General features: G+C 29.8%; 24 protein-coding genes and 1 pseudogene. 7 read left to right on the top strand and 18 right to left on the bottom strand.

From position 1 onward, the window contains the following. Positions 1–17: 17 nt before the first annotated feature. A complete protein-coding gene (rpoH, locus tag AC5SLW_RS01100) occupies positions 18–899 on the top strand; it encodes an RNA polymerase sigma factor RpoH (protein WP_018413888.1) in 882 nt (293 codons plus the stop codon). On the opposite strand, the gene AC5SLW_RS01095 is transcribed toward rpoH, so the two are convergent. The 18 genes and pseudogenes from AC5SLW_RS01095 to AC5SLW_RS01010 form a co-directional block, all read right to left on the bottom strand. Beyond that, the gene (locus AC5SLW_RS01095) at positions 896–2,188 is read right to left on the bottom strand and encodes an adenylosuccinate synthase (RefSeq protein ID WP_494575371.1); all 1,293 of its coding nucleotides are present in this window, start codon (positions 2,186–2,188) and stop codon (positions 896–898) included. The two genes, rpoH and AC5SLW_RS01095, sit on opposite strands and share 4 nt — an antisense overlap. Then, positions 2,188–3,000, bottom strand: coding sequence for a bifunctional hydroxymethylpyrimidine kinase/phosphomethylpyrimidine kinase (thiD, locus tag AC5SLW_RS01090; RefSeq protein ID WP_006997300.1), 813 nt, complete (start codon positions 2,998–3,000; stop codon positions 2,188–2,190). Before thiD ends, AC5SLW_RS01095 begins: the two co-directional genes overlap by 1 nt. Position 3,001: 1 nt before the next feature. Next, on the bottom strand, positions 3,002–4,333 hold the full coding sequence (gene glmM / locus AC5SLW_RS01085) for a phosphoglucosamine mutase (RefSeq protein WP_494575369.1): 1,332 nt from the start codon (positions 4,331–4,333) through the stop codon (positions 3,002–3,004). Then, positions 4,333–5,109: a dihydropteroate synthase gene (gene folP / locus AC5SLW_RS01080; RefSeq protein WP_494575367.1), complete on the bottom strand. Its 777-nt coding sequence runs from the start codon at positions 5,107–5,109 to the stop codon at positions 4,333–4,335. The genes glmM and folP overlap by 1 nt, the downstream gene beginning before the upstream one ends. Before the next feature lie 280 nt (positions 5,110–5,389). Further along, on the bottom strand, positions 5,390–7,276 hold the full coding sequence (gene ftsH, locus AC5SLW_RS01075) for an ATP-dependent zinc metalloprotease FtsH (protein WP_494575365.1): 1,887 nt from the start codon (positions 7,274–7,276) through the stop codon (positions 5,390–5,392). A 51-nt stretch (positions 7,277–7,327) separates the two neighbouring features. Continuing rightward, entirely contained in the window at positions 7,328–8,383 is a 1,056-nt protein-coding gene (tilS, locus tag AC5SLW_RS01070; RefSeq protein WP_494575363.1) for a tRNA lysidine(34) synthetase TilS, read from the bottom strand. Continuing rightward, positions 8,343–9,317, bottom strand: coding sequence for a tol-pal system protein YbgF (ybgF, locus tag AC5SLW_RS01065; protein ID WP_494575361.1), 975 nt, complete (start codon positions 9,315–9,317; stop codon positions 8,343–8,345). Before ybgF ends, tilS begins: the two co-directional genes overlap by 41 nt. An 87-nt stretch (positions 9,318–9,404) precedes the next feature. After that, positions 9,405–9,947 carry a peptidoglycan-associated lipoprotein Pal gene (pal, locus tag AC5SLW_RS01060; protein WP_494575359.1) on the bottom strand — a complete coding sequence of 181 codons (543 nt, stop codon included), beginning with the start codon at positions 9,945–9,947 and terminating at the stop codon, positions 9,405–9,407. Positions 9,948–9,971: 24 nt separating this feature from the next. After that, positions 9,972–11,312, bottom strand: a complete 1,341-nt coding sequence (gene tolB, locus AC5SLW_RS01055) for a Tol-Pal system beta propeller repeat protein TolB (protein ID WP_494575357.1) — start codon at positions 11,310–11,312, stop codon at positions 9,972–9,974. A gap of 2 nt (positions 11,313–11,314) precedes the next feature. Beyond that, positions 11,315–12,124 (bottom strand): cell envelope integrity protein TolA, encoded by an 810-nt coding sequence (gene tolA / locus AC5SLW_RS01050; protein ID WP_494575355.1) that lies wholly within the window; start codon positions 12,122–12,124, stop codon positions 11,315–11,317. 5 nt (positions 12,125–12,129) lie between these two features. Beyond that, positions 12,130–12,546, bottom strand: a complete 417-nt coding sequence (gene tolR / locus AC5SLW_RS01045; protein ID WP_006997309.1) for a protein TolR — start codon at positions 12,544–12,546, stop codon at positions 12,130–12,132. Between the two features lies 1 nt (position 12,547). After that, positions 12,548–13,222 (bottom strand): protein TolQ, encoded by a 675-nt coding sequence (gene tolQ, locus AC5SLW_RS01040; protein WP_018413880.1) that lies wholly within the window; start codon positions 13,220–13,222, stop codon positions 12,548–12,550. 53 nt (positions 13,223–13,275) lie between these two features. Further along, positions 13,276–13,770 carry a RuvC family protein gene (locus tag AC5SLW_RS01035; protein WP_271485875.1) on the bottom strand — a complete coding sequence of 165 codons (495 nt, stop codon included), beginning with the start codon at positions 13,768–13,770 and terminating at the stop codon, positions 13,276–13,278. Continuing rightward, positions 13,770–14,495: a YebC/PmpR family DNA-binding transcriptional regulator gene (locus AC5SLW_RS01030; protein WP_020169140.1), complete on the bottom strand. Its 726-nt coding sequence runs from the start codon at positions 14,493–14,495 to the stop codon at positions 13,770–13,772. The genes AC5SLW_RS01035 and AC5SLW_RS01030 overlap by 1 nt, the downstream gene beginning before the upstream one ends. A 5-nt stretch (positions 14,496–14,500) precedes the next feature. After that, a complete protein-coding gene (locus tag AC5SLW_RS01025) occupies positions 14,501–15,307 on the bottom strand; it encodes a TIGR00282 family metallophosphoesterase (RefSeq protein ID WP_271627236.1) in 807 nt (268 codons plus the stop codon). Next, positions 15,304–15,850, bottom strand: a pseudogene (locus tag AC5SLW_RS01020) (5-formyltetrahydrofolate cyclo-ligase). The gene AC5SLW_RS01025 and the pseudogene AC5SLW_RS01020 overlap by 4 nt, the downstream one beginning before the upstream one ends. A gap of 4 nt (positions 15,851–15,854) precedes the next feature. Next, a complete protein-coding gene (locus tag AC5SLW_RS01015; RefSeq protein ID WP_494575352.1) occupies positions 15,855–16,301 on the bottom strand; it encodes a cell division protein ZapA in 447 nt (148 codons plus the stop codon). Beyond that, complete coding sequence (locus tag AC5SLW_RS01010; RefSeq protein ID WP_006997316.1) at positions 16,289–16,612, bottom strand: coiled-coil domain-containing protein; 324 nt, start codon at positions 16,610–16,612, stop codon at positions 16,289–16,291. Before AC5SLW_RS01010 ends, AC5SLW_RS01015 begins: the two co-directional genes overlap by 13 nt. A gap of 53 nt (positions 16,613–16,665) precedes the next feature. On the opposite strand from AC5SLW_RS01010, the gene tkt reads away from it, so the two are divergent. Genes tkt through efp form a run of 6 tightly spaced genes read left to right on the top strand, consistent with a single transcriptional unit; the run spans position 16,666 to position 22,991 of the window. Further along, positions 16,666–18,624: a transketolase gene (gene tkt, locus AC5SLW_RS01005; RefSeq protein ID WP_494575350.1), complete on the top strand. Its 1,959-nt coding sequence runs from the start codon at positions 16,666–16,668 to the stop codon at positions 18,622–18,624. A gap of 2 nt (positions 18,625–18,626) precedes the next feature. Continuing rightward, positions 18,627–19,634 carry a type I glyceraldehyde-3-phosphate dehydrogenase gene (gene gap / locus AC5SLW_RS01000; RefSeq protein WP_494575348.1) on the top strand — a complete coding sequence of 336 codons (1,008 nt, stop codon included), beginning with the start codon at positions 18,627–18,629 and terminating at the stop codon, positions 19,632–19,634. Next, positions 19,634–20,812 carry a phosphoglycerate kinase gene (locus AC5SLW_RS00995; protein WP_494575346.1) on the top strand — a complete coding sequence of 393 codons (1,179 nt, stop codon included), beginning with the start codon at positions 19,634–19,636 and terminating at the stop codon, positions 20,810–20,812. The genes gap and AC5SLW_RS00995 overlap by 1 nt, the downstream gene beginning before the upstream one ends. Before the next feature lies 1 nt (position 20,813). Next, complete coding sequence (locus AC5SLW_RS00990) at positions 20,814–21,824, top strand: class I fructose-bisphosphate aldolase (RefSeq protein ID WP_494575344.1); 1,011 nt, start codon at positions 20,814–20,816, stop codon at positions 21,822–21,824. Continuing rightward, on the top strand, positions 21,811–22,434 hold the full coding sequence (thiE, locus tag AC5SLW_RS00985) for a thiamine phosphate synthase (protein ID WP_494575342.1): 624 nt from the start codon (positions 21,811–21,813) through the stop codon (positions 22,432–22,434). Before AC5SLW_RS00990 ends, thiE begins: the two co-directional genes overlap by 14 nt. Then, positions 22,431–22,991, top strand: coding sequence for an elongation factor P (gene efp / locus AC5SLW_RS00980; protein WP_494575340.1), 561 nt, complete (start codon positions 22,431–22,433; stop codon positions 22,989–22,991). Before thiE ends, efp begins: the two co-directional genes overlap by 4 nt. Positions 22,992–22,996: the final 5 nt, after the last annotated feature.

Genomic DNA, 22,996 nt, shown 5'->3' with positions numbered 1-22,996 from the left:
AACTTATGAGTACTACAATGAATAGTAATCTTCCTGCACTTTCTAATGAAGGTGGTTTATCAGCTTATCTGGAACAAATTAAAAAATTTCCTATGCTGGCAGCAGAAGAAGAATATATGCTTGCAAAAAATTGGAAGGCAACAGGGAATGTTAAAGCTGCAGAAAAACTTGTTACTAGTCATCTAAGACTCGTTGCAAAAATTGCGATGGGTTACAGGGGATACGGTCTTCCAGTAAATGAAATGATTTCAGAAGGAAATGTTGGGCTAATGCAAGCTGTTAAAAAATTTGAACCTGAGAAAGGATTTAGATTAGCAACTTATGCAATGTGGTGGATTAGAGCTTCTATACAAGAATATATTCTAAGATCTTGGAGCTTAGTAAAAATAGGAACAACAACTGCACAAAAAAAATTATTTTTCAATTTAAAGAAAATTAAAAATCAAATCGCTCCTCAATCTGAAGGTGATTTAAGACCTGAGCATGTAACTGAAATTGCAAACAAGTTAGATGTCAACAAAGATGAAGTAATTTCAATGAACAGAAGACTATCTGGCAAAGAATTTTCTTTAAATGCGCAAGTTGGAGAAGATGGTGATGAGTGGCAAGACTGGTTGGTAGATAAAGAGCTTGATCATGATCTGAAATTTGCACATCAAGAAGAAATGGGACAAAGACAAAGCTTACTTAAAGATTCTATAAAAATTCTTAATGAAAGAGAAAAAGAGATTTTATACTCTAGAAGATTAAATGATGAACCTACAACACTTGAAGATTTAAGTAAAAAATACAAAATTAGTAGAGAAAGAGTTAGACAAATTGAAAATAAAGCATTTGAGAAGCTTCAAAAACACATGTTATTATCTGCTAAATCTAAAAATCTACTTCCAGCGAACTAAACCTCAAAAGGATTTTCTAAAAGAATAGTATCTTCTCGTTCAGGGCTTGTTGAAATACTTGAAACTTTTGTTCCAATAAAATCTTCTAATGCGTAAATATAATTTTTTGCATTTTCTGGTAAATTTTCAATATTTTTTATTCCTTGTGTGGAACTTTTCCATCCAGGAAAAGTTTTATAAATTGGTTTAATTTTTAGCTGATCCTCAACTGCAGCTGGTAAGTAATCCATTTTTTTACCATCAAGCTCATACTCAACACACATCTTAATTTCATCTAATTCATCTAAAACATCTAATTTAGTTAATGCTATTCCGTCTATACCTGAAATTTTAATTGTTTGTCTAACCAAAACACCATCAAACCAACCACACCTTCTTTTTCTACTAGTGACAGTCCCAAATTCTTTTCCTCTTGAACCAAGCAATTCTCCGATATCATTTGTTAACTCAGTTGGAAAAGGTCCTTCGCCAACTCTGGTGGTGTAAGCTTTTGTTATTCCAAGAACATAATGAATAGAATTAGGACCACAACCAGTTCCTGTTGCAGCCGCAGATGCAACAGTATTGGATGATGTTACAAAAGGGTACGTTCCATGATCCACATCTAGTAGTATTCCTTGTGCACCTTCAAATAATATTCTTTTTTTTTGTTTCTTAAATTCATCAATTCTAAGCCAAACAGGTTGAGAAAACTTTAATATTTCTGGAGCAATTTTTAAGAGTTCTTCTTTAAGATTATCTTTTTCAAAAATTTTTTTACCTAACCCTTTTCTAATTGCATTATGATGAAGAAGCACTGTTTCCAATCTATGGTCTAGATTAGTCTCAGATCTTAGATCCATAACACGGATTGATCTTCTTCCCACTTTATCTTCATAGGCTGGCCCAATTCCTCTTCTTGTTGTTCCAATTTTTCCTTTTCCAGCAGCATCTTCTCTTATTTCATCCATCTCTCTATGAAATGGTAAAATAAGATTTGCAGATTCTGAAATTATAAAATTATCCACATTAACCTCAACACCCTTAGATTTAATTTCTTCTATTTCCTCTAATAGTGCCCACGGGTCAACAACAACTCCATTTCCTATAATAGAAATTTTATTTTTTCTTACAATTCCAGAAGGTAGTAATCTTAATTTATAAGTTGTTCCATCAATTACTAATGTGTGTCCAGCATTGTGTCCTCCTTGAAAACGAATAACAACATCTGCTTGGTCTGATAACCAGTCGACTATTTTACCTTTTCCTTCATCTCCCCATTGAGATCCAACAACTACAACATTTTTCATTATCTAAATTTTTTTTCTATTGTTACTGAACTTAAATGGTTGATAGGCCCATGACCTTTACCGAATTTAAGGTTTGAATTTATTGAATTGTGTACATACTTAGTTGCAAGCTCACAAGATCTCTTTAAGGTTTTTCCACATGAAAAGAATGTAGAAATAGCAGAAGAAAGGGTGCAACCTGTGCCATGTGTATTCCTGGTTGTAATTCTTTTATTTTTTATAATGAAAATTTCATTTTTGTTTACAAAAATATCTTGGACAATTTTAGACTCTAAATGACCACCTTTTATAAAAACATTTTTTGCTCCTAATTTTATTAGTATGCTGGCAGCAAAAATCATATCTTCTTTTGTTCTTATTTTAGTTTTAGTTAATATTTCAGCTTCTGGAATATTTGGAGTAATTAGGCTAACTTTTTTAATTAGTTCATTTTTTAATAACTGAATTGCCTTATCATCAATAAGTTTTGCACCACCTTTAGCTACCATAACAGGATCTAAAATTATTTTTTTAACTTTAATAAGATTTAATGAATGAATTACTGATTTTATTACTTTTGTAGAATGCAACATTCCAATTTTTATGGCATCAGGTTTAATGTCTTTTGAGGTAAATTCTATTTGATTTGAAATTTCCTTTGGATCAATTGGTACTATTGATTTTACACCTGTTGTATTTTGAATTGTGACAGCTGTTATTGCTGTCATGGCATACGAACCTAAAGCTGTGATAGTTTTAATATCAGCTTGGATGCCAGCACCACCAGATGAATCTGATCCAGCAATAACTAATATTTTAGATTTTGGTTTCAATTTATTTAATTTTTCTTAAAATGATTTTCAAACATTTTTGAAGCAATTTAATATTATCACTCTCTCCCATTACTCTGATTTTAGACTCCGTTCCTGAGCTTCTAACTAATATTCTACCTTGACCTTTAATTAATTTTTCTGCTGATTTTATAGAATTTTTAATATCAATATTTTTAATTATATTTTTGTCTTTAACATCAATATTTTCTAATATTTGTGGAGTTTTCTTAAAGGTATTAAAAAAACTACTAGCTTTTTTTCCTTTTCTTAATGAAAATAAAACTTCTAAAGCAACTAATAAGCCATCTCCAGTGGTTGCAAATTTGCCTAGAATAATATGCCCAGATTGCTCACCACCTAAATTAAAATTATTTTTTTGCATTTTCTCTTTTACAAAGCGATCTCCTACATTTGATCTTAAGAATTTTATATTATGTAGTTTAAAAAACTTTTCTAATCCATAGTTAGACATTAACGTGCCAACTACACCTCCTTTTAACATTTTTTTTCTTTTCCATCTCATTGCTATTGCGGCAATTATTTGATCTCCATCAATTACAATACCTTTTTCATCACACATAATGATTCTGTCGGCATCTCCATCAAGTGAAATTCCTAAATGTGCTTTATATTTCTTTACTGCCAATCTGATTTTATTTGGAAAAGTAGATCCGCAATTTTTATTAATATTAAGACCATTAGGATTTATTCCAATTGAAAATACTTTAGCACCTAAAGATTTTAATAATTCAGGTCCTGCCTTATATCCAGCCCCATTTGCGCAATCAATTACTATTCTTAAACCTCTTAGATTAAAATCTTTTGGTAAATTACTTTTTAAAATTTTTATATAATCTTTATTTGCAGTTTCTAACCTTTTTACACGACCCAATTTTTTTGGTTTTGATAAAGATTTTTCAATCTTTTGATCAATTAAAGTTTCAATTTTCTTTTCAATTTTATTTGACAGTTTTAACCCATCAGGTCCAAATAATTTTAACCCATTGTCATGATATGGGTTATGAGATGCTGTAATCATAATTCCCATATTAGCTTTCATACTTTTTGTGAGCATTGCTAAGCCATTGGTTGGAAGTGGGCCTAATGTATAAACATGCATACCAGCCGATGTAAGTCCTGATACTAACGCAGGTTCCAAACTATACCCTGAGAGTCTCGTATCTTTAGCAATTATTGCTATTTGTTTCTTTTTTTTTTGAGTTTTGAAGTAAGTTCCTGTTGCAAGAGCAAATTTAAAAAACATGTCTCCATTAATATTTTTACTATTAACGGCACCTCTTATTCCATCTGTTCCAAAATATTTTTTTGCCATTAGTTTTTAATTAATTCTTTAAACACCTTTATACTTTGTCTTAATTCATTCACATCATGAATTCTTAGAATTTGAACTCCTTGCATTATTGCATACATGGAAGAAGCTACTGTTCCACCTAATCTTTCCTTGCTATCATTTTTTCCAGATAAATCCTTAATAAATTTTTTCCTAGAAAGTCCAAGTAATATAGGAAAACCAAGAGTATGAAAAATAGAAACGCTTCTAATTAAATTCATATTATGTTTCAAATTTTTTCCAAAACCAATTCCTGGATCAATTACAATATTATTATGTTTTATACCCTTGGATCTTAAAAATTTAATCTTTTGTTCAAAAAAATCATAAATATCTAATAATTCATTTTTGTACTTAGGGTTTTTTTGCATTTTTTCTGGTGTTCCTTGTGAATGTTGAATGACAAATGGAGTTTTGCTTTTTATCAATACCTTAACTGTTTTAAGGTCATAACTTAGACCTGACACATCATTTATAAGTTTAACTCCTAACTTAATCCCTTTAAGCATAATTTCTGATTTTCTTGTATCTAATGATAGTGGAATTTTTTTATTAACATCTTTTAATATTTCTTTTATTCTATTCCATTCTTCCTTTTTACTTACAGGTTTAGATCCAGGTCTTGTTGATTCTCCACCAACATCAATAATATCTGCTCCGGATTTAAATAAATTCTTTGCATGAGATATTCCTTTTTTCTTTTTATTAAATTTACCCCCATCAGAAAAACTATCCGGTGTTAAATTTAATATACCCATTATATTAGGTATTTTATTAAAATTTAAACTTGAAAAATTTTTATTTTTTTTAACAATTATCTTGAGATCTTTATTAATTTTTTCTTTCAGTAGTTTGGGTAACTTTTTTATATCTTTAAGATCAATTTTTTTGATAGAAGTTCGTGTAAGAATTTCAATTTGTCCAAAAGAAATTTTCTTATTACCATTTAGTGGGAGATTTTTTTTTTCTAACTAAATCAATTGAAAATTGACCATAAGCAAAATTACACGCTCTTGTGTAATATTTTTTCATTTAGTATTAATGAACTATTTTCGGCTTAAGACCCATTGAACTTAAAGCTGAACCTTTATCTTCATCTTCAACTTTTAAATCCTCTTTATTGCTTGGATATATATTTTTATTTATCAGGTTTTCTATTTCTTCACCTGTAAGTGTTTCATACGTTAGGAGAGCTTTAGCTAATTTGTGTAGATCGTCAATTTTTTCAGTTAAAACTGTTCTTGCTCTTTCATAACCTTTATCTACAATTTTTCTAATTTCTGAGTCTACTTTCTTTGAGGTTTCTTCAGACATATTTTGAGTTCTCGCAACAGACCTTCCTAGAAATACCTCTTCTTCATTCGAACCATAGGAAACTGGTCCCAACTCTTTACTAAGGCCTGCTTGCATTACCATAGCTCTAGCTCTTTGAGTTGCTTGTTCAATATCACTAGATGCACCAGTTGTAACTTTATCTTCTCCAAATATGATTTCTTCTGCTACTCTTCCACCCATAGCTATAGCTAATTGAGCATGAAGCTGTTCTCTTGTTTGAGATAGCTGATCTCTCTCAGGTAGTTGCATAACCATTCCTAAAGCACGACCTCTTGGAATGATTGTTGCCTTATGAATTGGATGAGCTGCATCCTCATTAATAGTTACTATTGCATGTCCAGCTTCGTGGTAAGCTGTTAATGTTTTTTCTTCTTCTGTCATGACCATGGATCTTCTTTCTGATCCCATCATCACTTTATCTCTTGCTTCTTCAAACTCAGTTAGAGTAACTAGTCTTTTATTTTTTCTTGCAGCAAGTAATGCCGCTTCATTAACTATATTTGCTAAATCTGCACCTGAAAAACCTGGGGTTCCTCTAGCTACTGTTCTTAAATTTACATCAGGTGCCATTTTAATTTTTTTAACATGAACTTTTAATACTTTTTCTCTTCCTATTATATCTGGAAGTCCAACAACTACCTGTCTATCAAATCTACCTGGTCGTAATAATGCTGGGTCTAATACATCAGGTCTATTTGTAGCGGCAATAATTATTACACCTTCATTCGTGTCAAAACCGTCCATTTCAACTAATAACTGGTTTAAAGTTTGCTCTCTTTCATCGTTACCTCCTCCAAGACCAGCACCTCTACTTCTTCCAACAGCATCTATCTCATCTATGAAAATAATACAGGGTGAATTTTTTTTACCTTGTTCAAACATATCTCTAACTCTTGAGGCTCCAACACCCACAAACATTTCAACAAAATCTGATCCTGATATTGTAAAGAACGGAACTCCTGCTTCCCCAGCTATAGCTCTAGCAAGTAAAGTTTTACCTGTTCCAGGTTGGCCAACTAATAAACATCCTCTTGGTATTTTTCCACCAAGTCTACTAAACTTTTTAGGATCTTTTAAAAATTGAACAACTTCTTCTACTTCTTCTTTAGCCTCTTCTACTCCAGCGACATCATCAAAAGTAACTTTACCTTTTAATTCATTCATCATCTTTGCCTTAGATTTTCCAAAACCCATGGCTCCACCTTTGCCACCCTGCATCTGTCTCATAAAGAAAATCCAAACAGCGATTAGTAACAACATCGGAAACCACGACAATAAAACACCAAACAAAGACGGCATCTTATCTTCTAAAGGAGCAGCTGATATACTCACACCTTTTTCAGATAGCTTCTCAATTAAATTTGGATAATTCGGTGAATAAGTAGAAAAAGTATTTCCATTAGCTAATACTCCTCTAATATTGTTTCCTTGAATATCAACTTTTATAACTCCACCATTATCAACTTCTGATAAAAATTCTGAAAATATAATAGAATTACCTTTGCCCACATTAGCTTGAGGGTTCTTAAACATATTATAAAGGCCTATTGTTAGAAAAACAATTACTGCCCACATTGCTAAATTCTTCATATTCATACTTATAAGATAATAATTATTATTAATTAAACAAGTGTCAAATTGTTACAAAACCTTAACTTTATTAGTGTTTTCCCTTGAAATTAATATGGTCTCATTAACTCTTTCAACAAAACAACCTCCTAAAGTTATTTTTGAAAATGTCTTTAGGATAATTCGGTTAATCAGTTCGTTGATACTTTTTCCTCTAACAGGATAGTATTTTTTTCCTATTTTTTGAATAACAAATGTCAAAGATCTAAAAACAACTTCATGCGATTGATCAAAAAAATTATGACTTAAAATATAAGTATCTTTTGTTTTAATATGTGTAGAATTATCCTTCAAATTTTTGTTAACATAAAACTTAATTGATTTGTCTGAGTCTCTTAAATTATCAATGGTTAATTTTAGTTTTTTTAAGTCCAATCCCTCTCTTTCAAGAGATTCTAATAAAGTTCTAATTCTTGTTCTTTTATATATCTCGTTAATATTAGATGGATCTTTAATAAAAAATTTAAATACTATTTTAGAAATATTAATTAAATCATTTTTTTTTAAGTTTAGTAATGGTCTTAAAATATTTAGATCTTCATCTTTATATTTTACACTTTTGTTAAAAGATACCAATCCATTTAGTCCACTCCCTCTAACCACTCTAATTAAAAAATTTTCAACTAAATCATTTGAATGATGTCCTAATAATAAGTGCTTAATATTATTTTTTTTACATTCTTTTGATAGTAAAGAATATCTTGCTTCTCTTGCTAAAGACTGAATATTTCTAGAAGGTTTTTTACCTTTCCAGATTAATACTTTGCATGTGATACCAATTTTTTGTAAAATTTTTTTTACTATCGTTGCTTCCTTTGTCGACTCAGTTCTAAGTCTATGATCAACTAAAAAAAATTTAACTTTTATTTTATTTTTTATTGAATAACATTTAGCCAAGTAAGCCAGTGCCAAACTATCGGGTCCACCCGAAACTGCTACTGCTAAATTTTCCCCAGAATTTAAAGAGGAAGAGAATTCACTATAAACTTTTGAAATTTTTTGATCTTTTAAAAAACTAAGAATTTGTTTATGAGTTTTGTTTTGAACACTCAAACTTTTTTGATTCATATTTTGCTTTTTGAAGCACAGATTGATTTGCTTTAGGATATTGCTCTTCAACCCCCACAATCATCTTACAACCTTGCTCTTTTTCTCCTATTTGAACCATTGATACACCAAGTTTTAATAAATTTATAGGAGCCTTCTCACCTTTTGGATATTTTTGATATCCTTCAAGATAAGCAGTAGCTGCATCTGTATAAAGTTGTCTTATTCTAAACGTTTCAGCATACCAATATTGAGCATTGCCTGCTAGTTTATGGTCTGAATTATTTATCACAAATTCCCTAAAAGCTCTTTCTGCAGTGCTGTAATCACCTACCTTTAAAAAACTAGTTGCAAATTCATATTGTTTTTCTGGAGTAGCATTTGGAAGTATATTTTTTTCTGATTCAAAGTTTTCTGTCACTATTGATGCAGTAGTTTCTACTGATTGTATTTGCTGACTAGTTTCTACATTTTCTGTATCTTTATATGAAATAGACCCCAAGTCTTGAGGTTGTGAAGAACCTGGTAAAGTTTTGTCTACTTGTTCCTTTGGTATCGAAGTTAATTTTTTTTCAATTTCTCCAGATGATAAAGCATTTTCCAGATCTTGAAATCTAATTTGGTTATCTGCTTGAACCTTAGAAAGCCTATTTGATAATTTATCTAACTTGAAATTAATTTCTTCAAACTTATTAGTCAGTTCTTGAAATTGTTTTTCAACATCAGACAATTTTAGAAGATGTCTTGTTAAAACATCCTCAGAGTTTTCGTTTGTGTTTGTTTGACTATTTGAATTAATTGACCCTGAGTAAACAGCTTTTTCTAGGGTTTTTAAATCTTTTTGAATTAACTCTAAAATTTCATTTACATTATGATTATCAGCAAAAATAATATTTGGAAAAAATATAAAGACTAATATTAATTTTAATCGAATTATTTTTTTATAATTAAACATAATAAATTCAGTAGTAATTATAATGATGGCAAAAAAAAGACCCTATTCACAAATGTGATAGGGTCCTTTTATAATTTATTAATTTGATTAGTTCGCTTTAACAGTAACTGATCTTCTATTTTTAGACCATGCTAAAGGGTTGGATCCAGAATCTACTGGTCTTTCTTTACCATAACTTAATACAGAAATTCTGTCTGAAGAAATTCCATACGTCATTAAATAGTCTTTTGCTGAATTAGCTCTTCTTTCACCTAATGCTAAGTTGTACTCTCTTGTACCTCTTTCATCAGCATGACCTTCCAATACAACATTAATATCTGAATTTTTTCTTAACCATGCAGCTTGTTTTCTTAAAGTTTCTCTTGAAGCTGTTGTAAGTATAGTTTCATTTGTTGCAAAGAAAACTCTATCTGGAACACCAGAAGCTAAATATTCTACAGAATCTGTTCCTGTATAAACATCACCTTGCATTTGTCCTGTTGTTGTTTTTTTTGTAGCACAAGCAGTTAATACTAAACTTGCTAAAATAATTAGAAATCCATTTTTTAAAATCTTGCTTAAGTTCATTGTTGCTCCTTGATCCTTGTTTTGTAATACTTTATATTTTTCATATTTAATTAGACCTTTCAAGTTAAAAATCAAGTAAAATTAAGACTAATTGCTTAATAAAGACGACCAAGATGGGTCAGAAGCATCAGTTTTGGTTTCAACCATCTTTTCATTGTACCCTGTTAAATCAATAGACCATAATTTGGCTGAAAATCCTTCTCCTTCAGAGTTAGTCTTAGTTTCTCTATAAAAGATAAGAACCCTTCCATTTGGTGACCATGATGGGGCCTCTTGATAAAAGTTCTCTGTTAGCAGTCTTTCACCAGTTCCATCTGTTCTCATTACTCCAATATAAAATTTTCCTTTATGAAGCTTTGTAAATGCAATTAAATCACCTCTTGGAGACCAAACTGGAGTTCCATACAAACCATTCCCAAATGAGATTCTCTTAACATTTTTTCCATTACTATCCATTACATAAATTTGTTGGTAGCCACTTCTGTCTGAGTTAAAAGTAATTCGTTTTCCATCTGGTGAGTAAGAGGGTGATGTATCAATTGATGGATGATTGGTAATTCTTTCAACAATTCTGTTTTCAAGATCCATAGTATAAATATCAGAATTGCCATCTTTAGCAAAACTCATTATAATTTTTTTTCCATCTGGTGAAAACCTTGGGGCAAATGTCATTCCAGGAAAATCTCCAACTACTTCTTGCATTCCAGTTTCAATATCTAATAAATATACTCTAGGTAAATTTCTAAAATAAGAAAGATATGTGACCATCTGATTTGTTGGGCTAAATCTTGGTGTTAAAACTAATTCATTTCCAAGTGTTAAATATTTATTATTAAAACCATCTTGGTCCATTATTGCTAATTTTTTTATTCTTTTAGTTTTAGGGCCTTCTTCAGAAACGTATATTATTCTGGTATCAAAATAACCTTTTTCTCCAGTTAAGCGTTCATACACCTTATCTGTAATAATGTGACCTACTCTTCTCCAGTTACTAGGAACAGTAGTAAATGCTAAAGCCATCATTTCTTTTCCAGCTAAAACATCCCATAATCTAAATTCTACTCTTAGTTTTTCATCTACAAATGTAACCTTGCCTGTCACTAGAGCTTGTGCTTTAATTAAATTCCAATCTTCGAACCTTGGTTTTAAATTAGCCACATCTGGTTCTTGAAGAAATGCATTTTTGTCTAGTGGATTAAATAGACCAGATTGTCTTAAATTATTCTCAACAACTATTGAAATTTCTGATCCTAAATCTTCTTGTTTTAAAATTTTTTTAAAATTTTCTTTTGACTTATTATCTATTGATAAAGGGGATACAGCAACTGGCAAAGGATTTAAATTTCCTCTAGTAATATCAACTTCAATTAAAGCAAAAGCTTTAATGGGAATAATAATAAATAATATAAATAAATATCTTAATAACATTTTTATCCTTCTAACATTTCTCTAGCATCAAAGTTTAGCTGCATATCTTTCCATCTTTCATAACCTGTACTAGGTACTCTAAGAGGTTGGCAAAGCTTTATAGCTCTTAATGCACTTTCAGCTAATACTTTATAAAATCCCTGTCCAGGCCTATTCATTCTAGCATGATCAAGAATCTCTGTTTTTATAATAGAGCCATCTGGCTTTAATTGTAACTTAATTCTAACTAATAAATCTTCGTTAAACGGTAACCCTAGAGGAATACTCCAACAACCAAAAATTTGAGCTTTTAGAGCATCTTCTTCGCTTAAAGTTAATCCAGAAAAATCCATATCTTTATCCTGATCTTGGGTAACTTGATTGGATTTTTTATTTGTTTCTGCACTCTCAGTCTTAGATTTATCAATTAATGCAGCAATACTATTAGTGTCAAATAGTTCTTTTTTTTCAAACTCTGAAATTTGTTTAATTTCTGTTTCTTCTTTTTCAGGGTTTTGTGTTTCATCTTTAATTTTCTTTATTTTTTCTATTTTTTCATCTGGCAATGGAACAGCATCTGGCTTTTGTTTTTTTATTTTTTTTGGTGGTGCCTGTTCAGAAACTAATTTTTTTTCTTTTTCTTTAACTTTCTCTATTATTTTTTTTGCTTTTGGTGCAAAAGGAATATTAGTTTTGTCTGTGATTTGAATCAGCTCAACCGATATAATCGGAGGAAGATCAATCGGTTTTTTAGCAAGGAATGGTAAGCTCATAGCTGTGATTACCACAAGAAATATATGAAGCCCAAAAGAAATAACAATATTTCTATTCACTTTAGTTACCTCTCTTTATATGGCTCAGAAATTAATGCTACTTTAGTAAAGCCGGAGCCAGATAGCATTCCCATTATTTCTAAAACTCTACCATAGTTTATCGATTTGTCTCCTCTAACATAAATTCTAGTGTCTGTTCTGTTTTTAGATACAGCTAAAATCTTTGCAATAATTTTATCATACTCAACTTTAGATTCTTGAATAAATATTTCACCTTTAGAGTTTATAGATAATGTTAATGGTTCTAATTCTTCAGGTAATGAGTCAGCAGAGCTTTCGGGTAGATCAACTTGTATTCCAACTGTTAATAATGGTGCAGTTACCATAAATATAATTAATAACACCAACATTACATCAACAAATGGAGTAACATTTATTTCACTCATAGGCTCTTTTGATGAACGTTTGAGATTAAAGGCCATTTTATATTATTGATAAAAATCTTTTAGAAAAATTTTCTAATCTTTGTGAATATTTTTTTGAGTCGTTATTAAATTTATTATATGCAACAACCGCAGGTATTGCAGCTAATAATCCAAGAGCAGTTGCAAATAAAGCTTCAGCTATTCCTGGCGCTACAATTGCCAAACTTGTATTTCTTGAGATTGCTATAGATTGGAATGAGTTCATTATTCCCCATACAGTTCCAAACAAACCTATAAAAGGTGCAGTTGAACCAACTGTTGCTAAAAAAGTAAAACCTTTGTCTATTTTTGAAATTTGTTTTTCAATATTAACCTCAAGTATGCTTGCCATTCTTTCATTTAGGTTAGTTTTACTTTTGGCTTTTAATAAACTTTGCATTGTATCTTTAAACAATAAAGCCGTAGGGTTCTCTACATCAGCTGGCAAACTATTGTAAAAAGTTTCGGCTGATTTTGATTTCCAAAATTTTTCTTCAAATTCCTCAGACTCTAAATTAATTTTTTTAAACAGTCTAAATTTTTCAATAATAACGGCCCATGAATATATAGAGCAGCCAATCAACATAAGTATTACTGACTTTACAATAAAATCTGCTCTTAAAAATAAACTCCACAAGGAAAAATCAGTATTTGAGGCAAGGCCTACTGCTTGAGATGTAATATCAGCTTCCATATTGAAGGTTTCACACTTAAATGTGTCATGAATTTGACTTTTAAAGTCTTTATTTATTCTTCTAGTTTATAAGTTTCGTAATAAAAGCTAGCAATCAATATCGCATCAGCTTTATTTGAGTCTTTTTTTCTTGATAACTCTGATGAAAAATAAGGAAATACCTCTATTGCTTTTGTTCTACTAGCGTCTTTTTCTGAATTAATAAGGTTAAAATACTTTTTCCATTTTGTCGGTCTTACAAAATACATTGGTAATTGCATTGCAGAACAAATTCCTTTTAAAATACCAAACGATTGTCCAAAATTAAACATACTAGTAACACCTTGACCTGGCATAGCTGATACTTGTTCAATTATAACTTTGATATCTTCCTTTTTTATATCCTTAATTCTTGAAGAAATTTCGTAATAAATTTGAGCACCATTAACTTGTTTTTTATTTTTTTTTCCTTCAGGCATATTGGGCATTTCAATAACATCAATTATTTTACCATCTTGAAAAAAACAAATAGAACCTGTTATGCCTGGGTCTATTCCAATAATAAGCATTAATTATTCTTAAAATTTATATTTGAATAAACACTTTGAACATCATCATCATCTTCTAATGTTTCTAAAAATTCTATTGCAGCTTCCACTTTATCCTTTTCAACATCTACACTATTTAAAGGAACCCATTCAATCTCCGTTGAAATAAAATTTGCAATTGTTTTTTCTAAATTTTTTTTTACATTATAAATTTCACTCATAGGACATTGAATTTCATGAAATTCATCATTTGAGATACACTCATCTGCACCAGATTCAATTGCTAGTTCAAAAATTTGTTCATCTGAGATTTCTTTTTTATCAATTTTAATAATCCCTAACTGATTAAAATTATGTGAAGCAGATCCCTGAGTTCCTAAATTGCCACCACTTTTTACAAATATAGATCTAACATTGGAAGCTGTTCTGTTTTTATTGTCAGTTAATGCTTCCACAATTACGGCTATTTTATCTGGACCAAATCCTTCATATCTTAAATTTTCATAATTCGTTTCAGAATTAACCGAAGATTTGGCAATAGCTCTTTCAATATTATCTTTTGGCATGTTGGCTGATTTTGCGGCTTGAATTGCAGATCTAAGTCTTGGGTTCATCGCAGGATCTTTATCACCTAGTTTTGCTGCTACACTTATCTCTTTAGATAATTTTGAAAATACTTTAGATCTTTGTTTGTCTGCTTTTCCTTTAGAGTGTTTTATACTTGCCCATTTTGAATGACCCGACATAATAATTATTGAGAATTTTTTAATTCTCCTCCATGTATAAAATTTTTTACAGTTTTTGCTAACCCTGTTTCTACATCACATTCAACAATCACACCACACAAACTAGCTTCACCAATTGCTGGAAAGTGCTTTGTGGACTTTTTTTTTAAAAATCTATTAATTGAATTTTCTTTATTCATTCCAATAACTGAGTCATAATCGCCACACATTCCTGCATCAGTTTGATAAGCAGTACCCCCTTTTAATATTCTAGTATCATTTGTTGGAATATGCGTGTGAGTTCCAACAACCAATGTTGCTTTACCATCAAAAAAATGTCCCATAGCTGACTTTTCACTTGTTATTTCACCATGAAAATCGACTAATAAAAAATCATAATCTTCTTTAAGCTTATATTTTTTCATAAATTTTTCAGCTGCTTCAAACACATCTTCACATTTCTTCATAAAAACATTTCCCATTAAATTAAGCACTCCTACTCTCATTTCATTTTTAGCAGTAAATATTCCAAAGCCTTTTCCTGGAGATGGTTCAAATAAATTTTTAGGTCTAAGAAGTCGATTTTCTTTTTCAATATGAGCCATTGTTTCTTTCTGATCCCACACATGATTGCCCGTTGTAATAACATCTACACCACAGTTAAAAAAATCTTTACATATTTCCTCTGTAAGACCAACACCTGAGTCAGCTGCATTCTCACCATTAACAACTACAAAATCGATTTTTTCATCTTTAATTTTTGATAGTAAATTATTCAAAACCATCGACCGTCCTGAAATACCAACTACATCACCTAAAAAGAGTATTTTCATTTTATAATATTTTTATTTGTTACAATATAATCTAATTTTTTATCATACATATTAGTTGGCACTTTATCAATTTCTTGAATTGAAAAAGCCAAACCTATCTTTATGATTTTTTTTTTTTGATAATTTTTCAATTAATCTATCGTAGTATCCACCACCATATCCAAGTCTGTTTAAATTTTTATCAAATGCTACCAAGGGAATTAATAAAACGTCAGGGAATACTATATTTTTAGCTTCTGGTTCAGGTATTCCATATTTATTTATTTTTAAAGGCTCAGAAAATGACCATGAATAAAAATCCATTTGAAAGTTTTTCTTAATTATGGGCAAAGAAATATTAAATTTATTATTTTTAAATTTTCTTAACAGTGTCAAGTCGTCTATCTCAAAGTTTACTGGGTAGTATCCACCTATCGTAATCTGATTGGTTACTTTTTCTTTTTTAAGAATTTTTATAATTTGCTTGAAGTTGAGCTGAATATTTTTTGTATTAAATTTTTTTCTTACTTTAAGAACTTTTTTTCTTAATTCAGATTTTAACACAAATCTACTGAATTGGATTTTCTAAATTTGCTTTTTCAACAAAATTTTCAATTTCATCTGCTGCAGCTTCGATTATTTTTTCATAATCTTCTTTATTTTTTTCTATTTCTTTTTTAAAATTTTCATGATCTTGTTGAAGTTCCTTCATCTCTTCTTCTTTTCTATCTCTGTAATCATAAACTAATGATTTCAATTCTCTAAATTTATTTGATAAATTCTGTAATTCAGTTTTTTTTTGTTCTACCTTTTTTTTAGTTTCAAAATATTCATCCATTATTTGAACTGAAGTAATCAATAGAAGTTTATTTTCCCCTATGTTTCCAAGGTCATTCTTTAAATTGCTAAATTTTTCATTAATATGAGTTAACAATTCTTCTAAGTGCTCTTCCTGTCCATCATCACAAGATAGTAGAAACTCTTTGCCATTAAATTTAATATTTACATTTGCCATTTGTCTATTTCTTCTAATAAAGTATCTGTTTCTTGATTTAATTCATCTATTTTTTCTGAAAATTCTGTCTCTTTTTTTTGTTCTTCTATTTTTTGCTGGTTAATATCTTCTAATTTTTGATTAAGAGCTTTGTATTCACTTTCTAAATTTTGATATTTTTCTTCTATTTGTTTTTTTTCAATTTCTAATTGATTTTTTTGAATGTTTAAGTTTTCTAAATTAGACTTTAGCGTTGGGTTTTGTAAATTTAAACTCTTCAATTTATTAAGTGCAAAACTAAGCTTTTTTTCTTTTTCACTGTCTGTTTTCATATATATATATTTATATTATTAAATTGAGTCTTCTAAGTCTAGATAGGATATTTTTGAACAAATTACATAAAGATTTATCAAACGCAATAAGGTTTTTATCTATAGATGCTGTGCAAAAGGCAAATTCGGGTCATCCTGGAATGCCAATGGGTATGGCAGACGTAGCAACAGTTTTGTTTAAAAATTTTCTTAGATTTAATCCAAAAAATCCTAACTGGATAAATAGAGACAGATTTGTTTTATCTGCTGGTCATGGATCTATGCTTCTTTACTCTTTATTACATCTAACTGGGTACAAAAGTATTTCTTTGAATGATGTTAAAAATTTTAGACAATTAAAATCTATTTGTGCAGGTCATCCTGAATATCACCCTGGTACTGGTATTGAAACTACGACAGGTCCTCTTGGACAAGGAATTGCTAATTCAGTTGGTTTTGCTATTGCAGAGGAAATTTTGAAGAAAAAACTTGGTAAAGAAATAATAAACCATAAAACTTATGTTTTAGCTGGAGATGGATGTTTAATGGAAGGCATTAGCCATGAAGCAATGAGTTTAGCGGGACACTTAAAGTTAAAAAATCTAGTTATGCTTTTTGACAATAACTCGATATCAATTGATGGACCAACTAGCTTGGCAGTTTCAGATAATTTCAAAAAGAGATTTGAAAGTTATGGTTGGGATTACATACTAATCAATGGTCATAACGAAAGAGAAATTTTTTCTGCATTAAAAAAAGTTCAAAATGCTAAAAGACCAACTGTTATTTCATGCAAAACAAAAATTGGTTATGGCTCACCTAATAAATCTGGTAAAGCCTCTTCGCACGGTAGTCCAATTGGTTTAGATGAAATCAAATTAGTTAGAAAAGTATTAGATTGGAAACACAAACCTTTTGAAATTCCTAAAAGTATTTTGAATGAATGGAGAAAAATTGGTAATAAGGGTGCAAAACTTAATTCTGCATGGAATAAAATTTATAAAAGAAAAAAAAATTTAGTAGATAAGGTCTTTAAAAATAATTTCTCTAAAGCTTTAAAAAGTGAAAAACAAAATTCTCTTAGAGAAAACAAAAGTCTAGCCTCAAGAAAAGCTTCTGAGTTAACTCTTAATGCTCTTACGAGAGAAAATAATACGTTAATTGGTGGTTCAGCTGACTTAGCGGGATCTAATAACACTAAAACCAAATATCATAACGCTATTAATTCTGTTAATTTTAATGGTGATTATATTCACTATGGTGTTAGGGAGCACGCCATGGCAGGAATAATGAATGGTTTAGCACTTCATAGTAAATTTATTCCATATGGGGGAACTTTTTTAATATTTTCTGATTATTGTAAACCTTCCATTCGTTTATCTGCTTTGATGCAACAGCGAGTTATTTATGTGATGACCCACGATTCAATTGGTTTAGGGGAAGATGGACCAACACACCAACCTATAGAACAACTCTCTGGATTAAGATCTATTCCTAATTTAAATGTTTTTAGACCAGCAGACAGAATGGAAACTATCGAGTGTTGGGAGCTAGCATTAAAAAACTCGAAGACACCAAGTGTGTTATCTTTAACTAGACAAAATCTTGAACCTATTAGAAAAAAATATTCAAATATGAACAAATGCTCTTTAGGTGCTTATGAGGTTTCAAGAACAAATAAAAAAATTAATTTAACGATATTTGCTAGTGGTTCTGAGGTTAATTTAGCAATTGAGACTAGCCATAAATTAGCCAAAGATAAAATATATTCTAAAGTTATATCAGTACCATGCCAGGATATTTTTGATTTGCAGTCAAAAGCATATAAGAAAAAAATTCTTAATGAAGCAAAATTTAAAATATCTATTGAAGCAGCTTCAACTGATTGCTGGAAAAAATATATTGGAACTGAGGGTTTAGCTTTTGGAATTGATACATTCGGCAAAAGTGCACCCTATAAAGAAATTTATAAATATTTTGGATTAACAGTTCAAAATATTTCACAAAAAGCAAAAAAACTAATAAAGAGTTAAATATGACAATAAAAGTTGGCATCAATGGAATGGGAAGAATTGGTAGAATGGTAATTAGAGCTATCATAGAAAGCCAAAACAAAAACATAGAAATCAAACACATCAATAACCGATCAAACTCTGAAGCCAGCTGTTCTTTAATTAAATACGATTCTATTCATGGTAAATTTAATGCCGATTTAAATTATGATGAAAAACATTTAATTATTAATAATAATAAAATAACATTTTCACAAGAATCTAATATTGAAGATATTAACTGGAAAAAATTTGATGTTGATTATGTTTTTGAATGTACTGGAAAATTTAATTCAAAAGAAAAATTATTAGCTCATATAAAAAATGGCGCCAAAAAAGTTATAGTTTCAGCTCCATGCAAAAATGCAGATAAAACAATTGTCTATGGCGTAAATGAAAATATTTTGACAAAAGATGATCAAATTGTTTCTGCAGCCTCTTGTACAACTAACTGTCTTGCACCTGTGGCTAACATTTTAAATGAAACTTTTGAAATTGAAAAAGGGTTTATGACAACTATTCATGCATTCACAAGTGACCAAAGAATTTTGGACAATTCCCATAAAGATCCTAGAAGAGCAAGATCTGCTAGTCAATCGATTGTACCAACTTCTACGGGTGCTTCAAAAGCAATCGGTGAGATTATACCTTCATTAAAAGGAAAACTTGAAGGCATTGCAATGAGAGTGCCAACTCCTAATGTTTCCCTTATAGAGCTAGTTTTTTGTACAAAAAAAGAGATGAGCAAAGAGACAATTAATGAGGCATTTACTATCGCCTCTAAGGAACAATCAAAGAAAGTTTTAGAAGTTACTTTAGAAAAATTAGTTTCAATCGATTTTAATCATAATTCAGCTTCAGCAATTGTTGATTTGTCTTTAACTAATGTGGTTGGTAAAAATATGGGAAAAATTTCAGCGTGGTATGATAACGAATGGGGCTTTTCAAATAGAATGTGTGACATAGCAGAACATCTTCATCAAATCTCTTAATGAGAAATATTCAAGACGAGACTAATCTTAATCAAAAAAAAGTATTACTTAGGTTGGATTTAAATGTTCCACTAGATAATGGAAAAATTACTGACACCACTCGAATAGATAAAATTTTACCTACTATTAATTTTTTATTAAAAAGTGAAGCAAAGATAATTATACTATCTCATGTGGGTAGACCCAAGGGCAAAGTGGTAAGCGAACTCTCCCTTAAACCAATATGTGAAGATCTAAAAAATAAACTGAACCAAAATATAAAATTAGTTTCAAAAAATATAAAAGAAATTAATTCTACTGGTTTATTTAATGAACAAGATGAAAAAATTGTAATACTTGAAAATCTTAGGTTTTATGAAGAGGAAGAAAAAAATGACAATAGTTTTGCAAAGCATTTAGCAAGTCTAGCTGATATTTATGTTAATGATGCTTTCTCATGTTCGCATAGAGCTCATGCTTCAATTTTTGAAATCACTAAATTTATTCCTTCATACGCTGGTCTTCAATTAAATTTAGAAATTGATGCACTAACTAAAATTACATCTGAAATTCAAAGACCTATAACATGCATCATAGGTGGCTCTAAAATATCTTCTAAAATTAATATCATTAAGAATTTAATTGCTAAATTTGATAATATTATAATAGTTGGTGGGATGGCTAATAATTTACTTAGATATAAAGGATATGAAATTGGAAAATCTATTCAAGAAGATAATTGTGATAAAATTATTGAAGAAATATTTTCTTTATCAAAGAAAGAAAACTGTAAGATAATTTACCCTGAAGATGTTGCTGTAGGGAAAAACTTAGATGGATCAGCTGAAATAAAGGAACTAAATAATATTTCTAAAGACGAGTTAATTTTAGATATTGGTCCCAAGACAATTAAAGCTATTAATTCATTAATTGAAGAAAGTAGTACTATCTTATGGAATGGGCCAGCTGGTTATTTTGAAAATCCCAACTTTGCTAAAGGAAGTATTGAAATAGCAAAAAAGATTATTGAAAAAAATAAGAGTAATACAATTTACTCAGTTGCAGGTGGTGGTGATACCGTTTCTCTTTTAAATGGTATTGGAGCAACTAAAAATTTTAATTTTGTTTCAACTGCGGGTGGTGCTTTTTTAGAATATCTTGAAGGAAAAGAACTTCCTGGTATAAAGGCTCTTAATTAACATGTCAGAACTTAACAAAATTGCATTAAAAATATTGTCTAATGGCAAGGGAGTCCTTGCAGCAGACGAAAGCAATGGAACCATGACTAAAAGATTAGAATCCGTTAATGTTCCCTCCAGCCCAGAAAATAGACTTTTATTTAGAGAAACTCTCTTTTCATCAACTGGAATGAAAGATTTTATTGGTGGTGTTATTTTATATGATGAAACCATCAACCAAACATCCAGCTCTAAGCAAACTATTCCAGAATTAATTTCTAAGTCTGGGGCAGTTCCAGGAATTAAAGTTGATACAGGTGCAAAAATTCTAGCAGGCTCTCATGATGAAAAAATTACAGAAGGTTTGGATGGCTTAAGAGAAAGACTACAAGATTATTACAAGCTTGGAGCAAGATTTACAAAGTGGAGAGGTGTTTTTAATATTTCAGATAAATATCCAAGTAAATTATCCGTGCACTCCAATGCTCATGCACTTGCAAGATATTCAGCTTTAGTCCAAGAATGTGGAATGGTTCCAATTGTAGAACCTGAAGTTTTAATGGATGGAGATCATTCTGCCGAAACTTGTTTTAATAAAACTTCTGAAGTTATTAAAAAATGCTTTGAAGAATTAATGATTAATAAAATAGATTTAAGTGGAGTAATTTTAAAGCCTAATATGATTTTAGCAGGAGCTACTGCTGACAAAAAAATATCAAGTGAAGAAGTTGCAAAGCTTACCCTAAAATGCTTAAAAGAAAATGTACCAACTGATGTGCCAGGAATTGCTTTTCTATCTGGTGGACAAACAGAAGTAGAAGCAACAGAAAATTTAAACCTAATTAATAAGTATAATGACACAAATTTTATTATGACTTATTCATATGGTAGAGCTTTACAACAAAGTGCACTTAAATTTTGGGCAAAAGATATTAACAATACTAGTGGCACTCAAAAAATCTTTAACCACAGAGCAAATATGTGTACACTTGCAGCTCAAGGTAAATGGTCAAAAGAACTTGAAGCAGAATAAAATAAATAAGAAATTTATTTATCTTATTTCTCCAAATAAAATATCTAATATAAATTTTTACGATGATTTAGCTCTAGTATTTAGTTCAAAAAAAATAAGTTTCTTTCAGCTAAGACTTAAAAAAGAAACAAATTTAAATAAACTAATTATTGGAAAAAAAATTAAGAAAATTTGTAATAAGTACAAAGTTAAATTTTTAATCAACGACGACCCTCTACTTGCTAAAAAACTAAATGCAGACGGTTGTCATTTAGGTCAAAAAGATATGGACTTAATAAAAGCTAGAAAAATATTAAAGAACAAAATTATTGGTGTGACCTGTCATAATTCTATAAATCTAGCAAAAAAAGCAATTAATGATGGTGCTGATTATTTAGCTTTTGGTGCATTTTATGCAACTAAAACTAAAACAGTTAAATATAGAGCCAGTTTAACTGTATTAAAATCTATTAAAAAAATAACCTCCTTACCAATTGTAGCTATTGGAGGTATAAAGCTTAGTAATTATAAAAAACTTTTATTGAATAAAGCTAACTTTTTGGCTATTTCAGGCTACATTTGGAATAATAAAAAATACAAACCATTAGAAGCTATTAGAAAATTAAAATGAAATTATACGCAAGTGAAATTAGAGTTGGAATGTTAATTGAATATAAGAATGATCTTTGGCAAGTTTTAAAGACACAACATGTAAAACCTGGCAAAGGTGGTGCTTTTGCCCAAGTTGAGATGAAAAGTGTGAATAAAAATACAAAATTAAATGAAAGATTTAGATCAAGTGAGTCTGTTGAAAAAGCTTCATTAGATGAAACAAAATTTAATTATCTTTATAGCGATGAAACTGATTATTATTTCATGGACCCAAAATCTTATGAACAAATAAATATTAAAAAAGAAACAATTGGAGAAAAAGGTAAAATGTTAACTGAAAACTTAGATGTCAGTATAAGTTTTTATAATGAAAAACCTTTATCAGTTGAATTACCTAATCAAGTAACATGCACAGTTGATACAACTGATGTTGCTTTAAAGGGGCAAACAGTTTCTTCTTCTTATAAGCCCGCAACTTTAGATAATGGTGTGAATATTCAAGTCCCTCCATTTATTGAAAGCGGAGATAAAATCATAGTCGATACGAGAACTATGGAATATGTCAAAAAAATATAAATTAT

The sequence above is a fragment of the Candidatus Pelagibacter sp. PS_40 genome, from assembly GCF_059417765.1.
Note: the sequence above shows the minus strand (reverse complement) of the source record. Positions and strands in the feature narration are given on the sequence as shown.

Bases quoted from the DNA above. Each gene is read 5' to 3' on its own strand.
- rpoH (WP_018413888.1), top strand. From the start codon at position 18: ATGAATAGTAATCTTCCTGCACTTTCTAATGAAGGTGGTTTATCAGCT.
- AC5SLW_RS01095 (WP_494575371.1), bottom strand. From the start codon at position 2,188: ATGAAAAATGTTGTAGTTGTTGGATCTCAATGGGGAGATGAAGGAAAA.
- glmM (WP_494575369.1), bottom strand. From the start codon at position 4,333: ATGGCAAAAAAATATTTTGGAACAGATGGAATAAGAGGTGCCGTTAAT.
- folP (WP_494575367.1), bottom strand. From the start codon at position 5,109: ATGGGTATATTAAATTTAACACCGGATAGTTTTTCTGATGGGGGTAAA.
- ftsH (WP_494575365.1), bottom strand. From the start codon at position 7,276: ATGAAGAATTTAGCAATGTGGGCAGTAATTGTTTTTCTAACAATAGGC.
- tilS (WP_494575363.1), bottom strand. From the start codon at position 8,383: ATGAATCAAAAAAGTTTGAGTGTTCAAAACAAAACTCATAAACAAATT.
- ybgF (WP_494575361.1), bottom strand. From the start codon at position 9,317: ATGTTTAATTATAAAAAAATAATTCGATTAAAATTAATATTAGTCTTT.
- tolB (WP_494575357.1), bottom strand. From the start codon at position 11,312: ATGTTATTAAGATATTTATTTATATTATTTATTATTATTCCCATTAAA.
- tolR (WP_006997309.1), bottom strand. From the start codon at position 12,546: ATGGCCTTTAATCTCAAACGTTCATCAAAAGAGCCTATGAGTGAAATA.
- tolQ (WP_018413880.1), bottom strand. From the start codon at position 13,222: ATGGAAGCTGATATTACATCTCAAGCAGTAGGCCTTGCCTCAAATACT.
- AC5SLW_RS01035 (WP_271485875.1), bottom strand. From the start codon at position 13,770: ATGCTTATTATTGGAATAGACCCAGGCATAACAGGTTCTATTTGTTTT.
- AC5SLW_RS01030 (WP_020169140.1), bottom strand. From the start codon at position 14,495: ATGTCGGGTCATTCAAAATGGGCAAGTATAAAACACTCTAAAGGAAAA.
- AC5SLW_RS01025 (WP_271627236.1), bottom strand. From the start codon at position 15,307: ATGAAAATACTCTTTTTAGGTGATGTAGTTGGTATTTCAGGACGGTCG.
- AC5SLW_RS01015 (WP_494575352.1), bottom strand. From the start codon at position 16,301: ATGGCAAATGTAAATATTAAATTTAATGGCAAAGAGTTTCTACTATCT.
- AC5SLW_RS01010 (WP_006997316.1), bottom strand. From the start codon at position 16,612: ATGAAAACAGACAGTGAAAAAGAAAAAAAGCTTAGTTTTGCACTTAAT.
- gap (WP_494575348.1), top strand. From the start codon at position 18,627: ATGACAATAAAAGTTGGCATCAATGGAATGGGAAGAATTGGTAGAATG.
- AC5SLW_RS00995 (WP_494575346.1), top strand. From the start codon at position 19,634: ATGAGAAATATTCAAGACGAGACTAATCTTAATCAAAAAAAAGTATTA.
- AC5SLW_RS00990 (WP_494575344.1), top strand. From the start codon at position 20,814: ATGTCAGAACTTAACAAAATTGCATTAAAAATATTGTCTAATGGCAAG.
- efp (WP_494575340.1), top strand. From the start codon at position 22,431: ATGAAATTATACGCAAGTGAAATTAGAGTTGGAATGTTAATTGAATAT.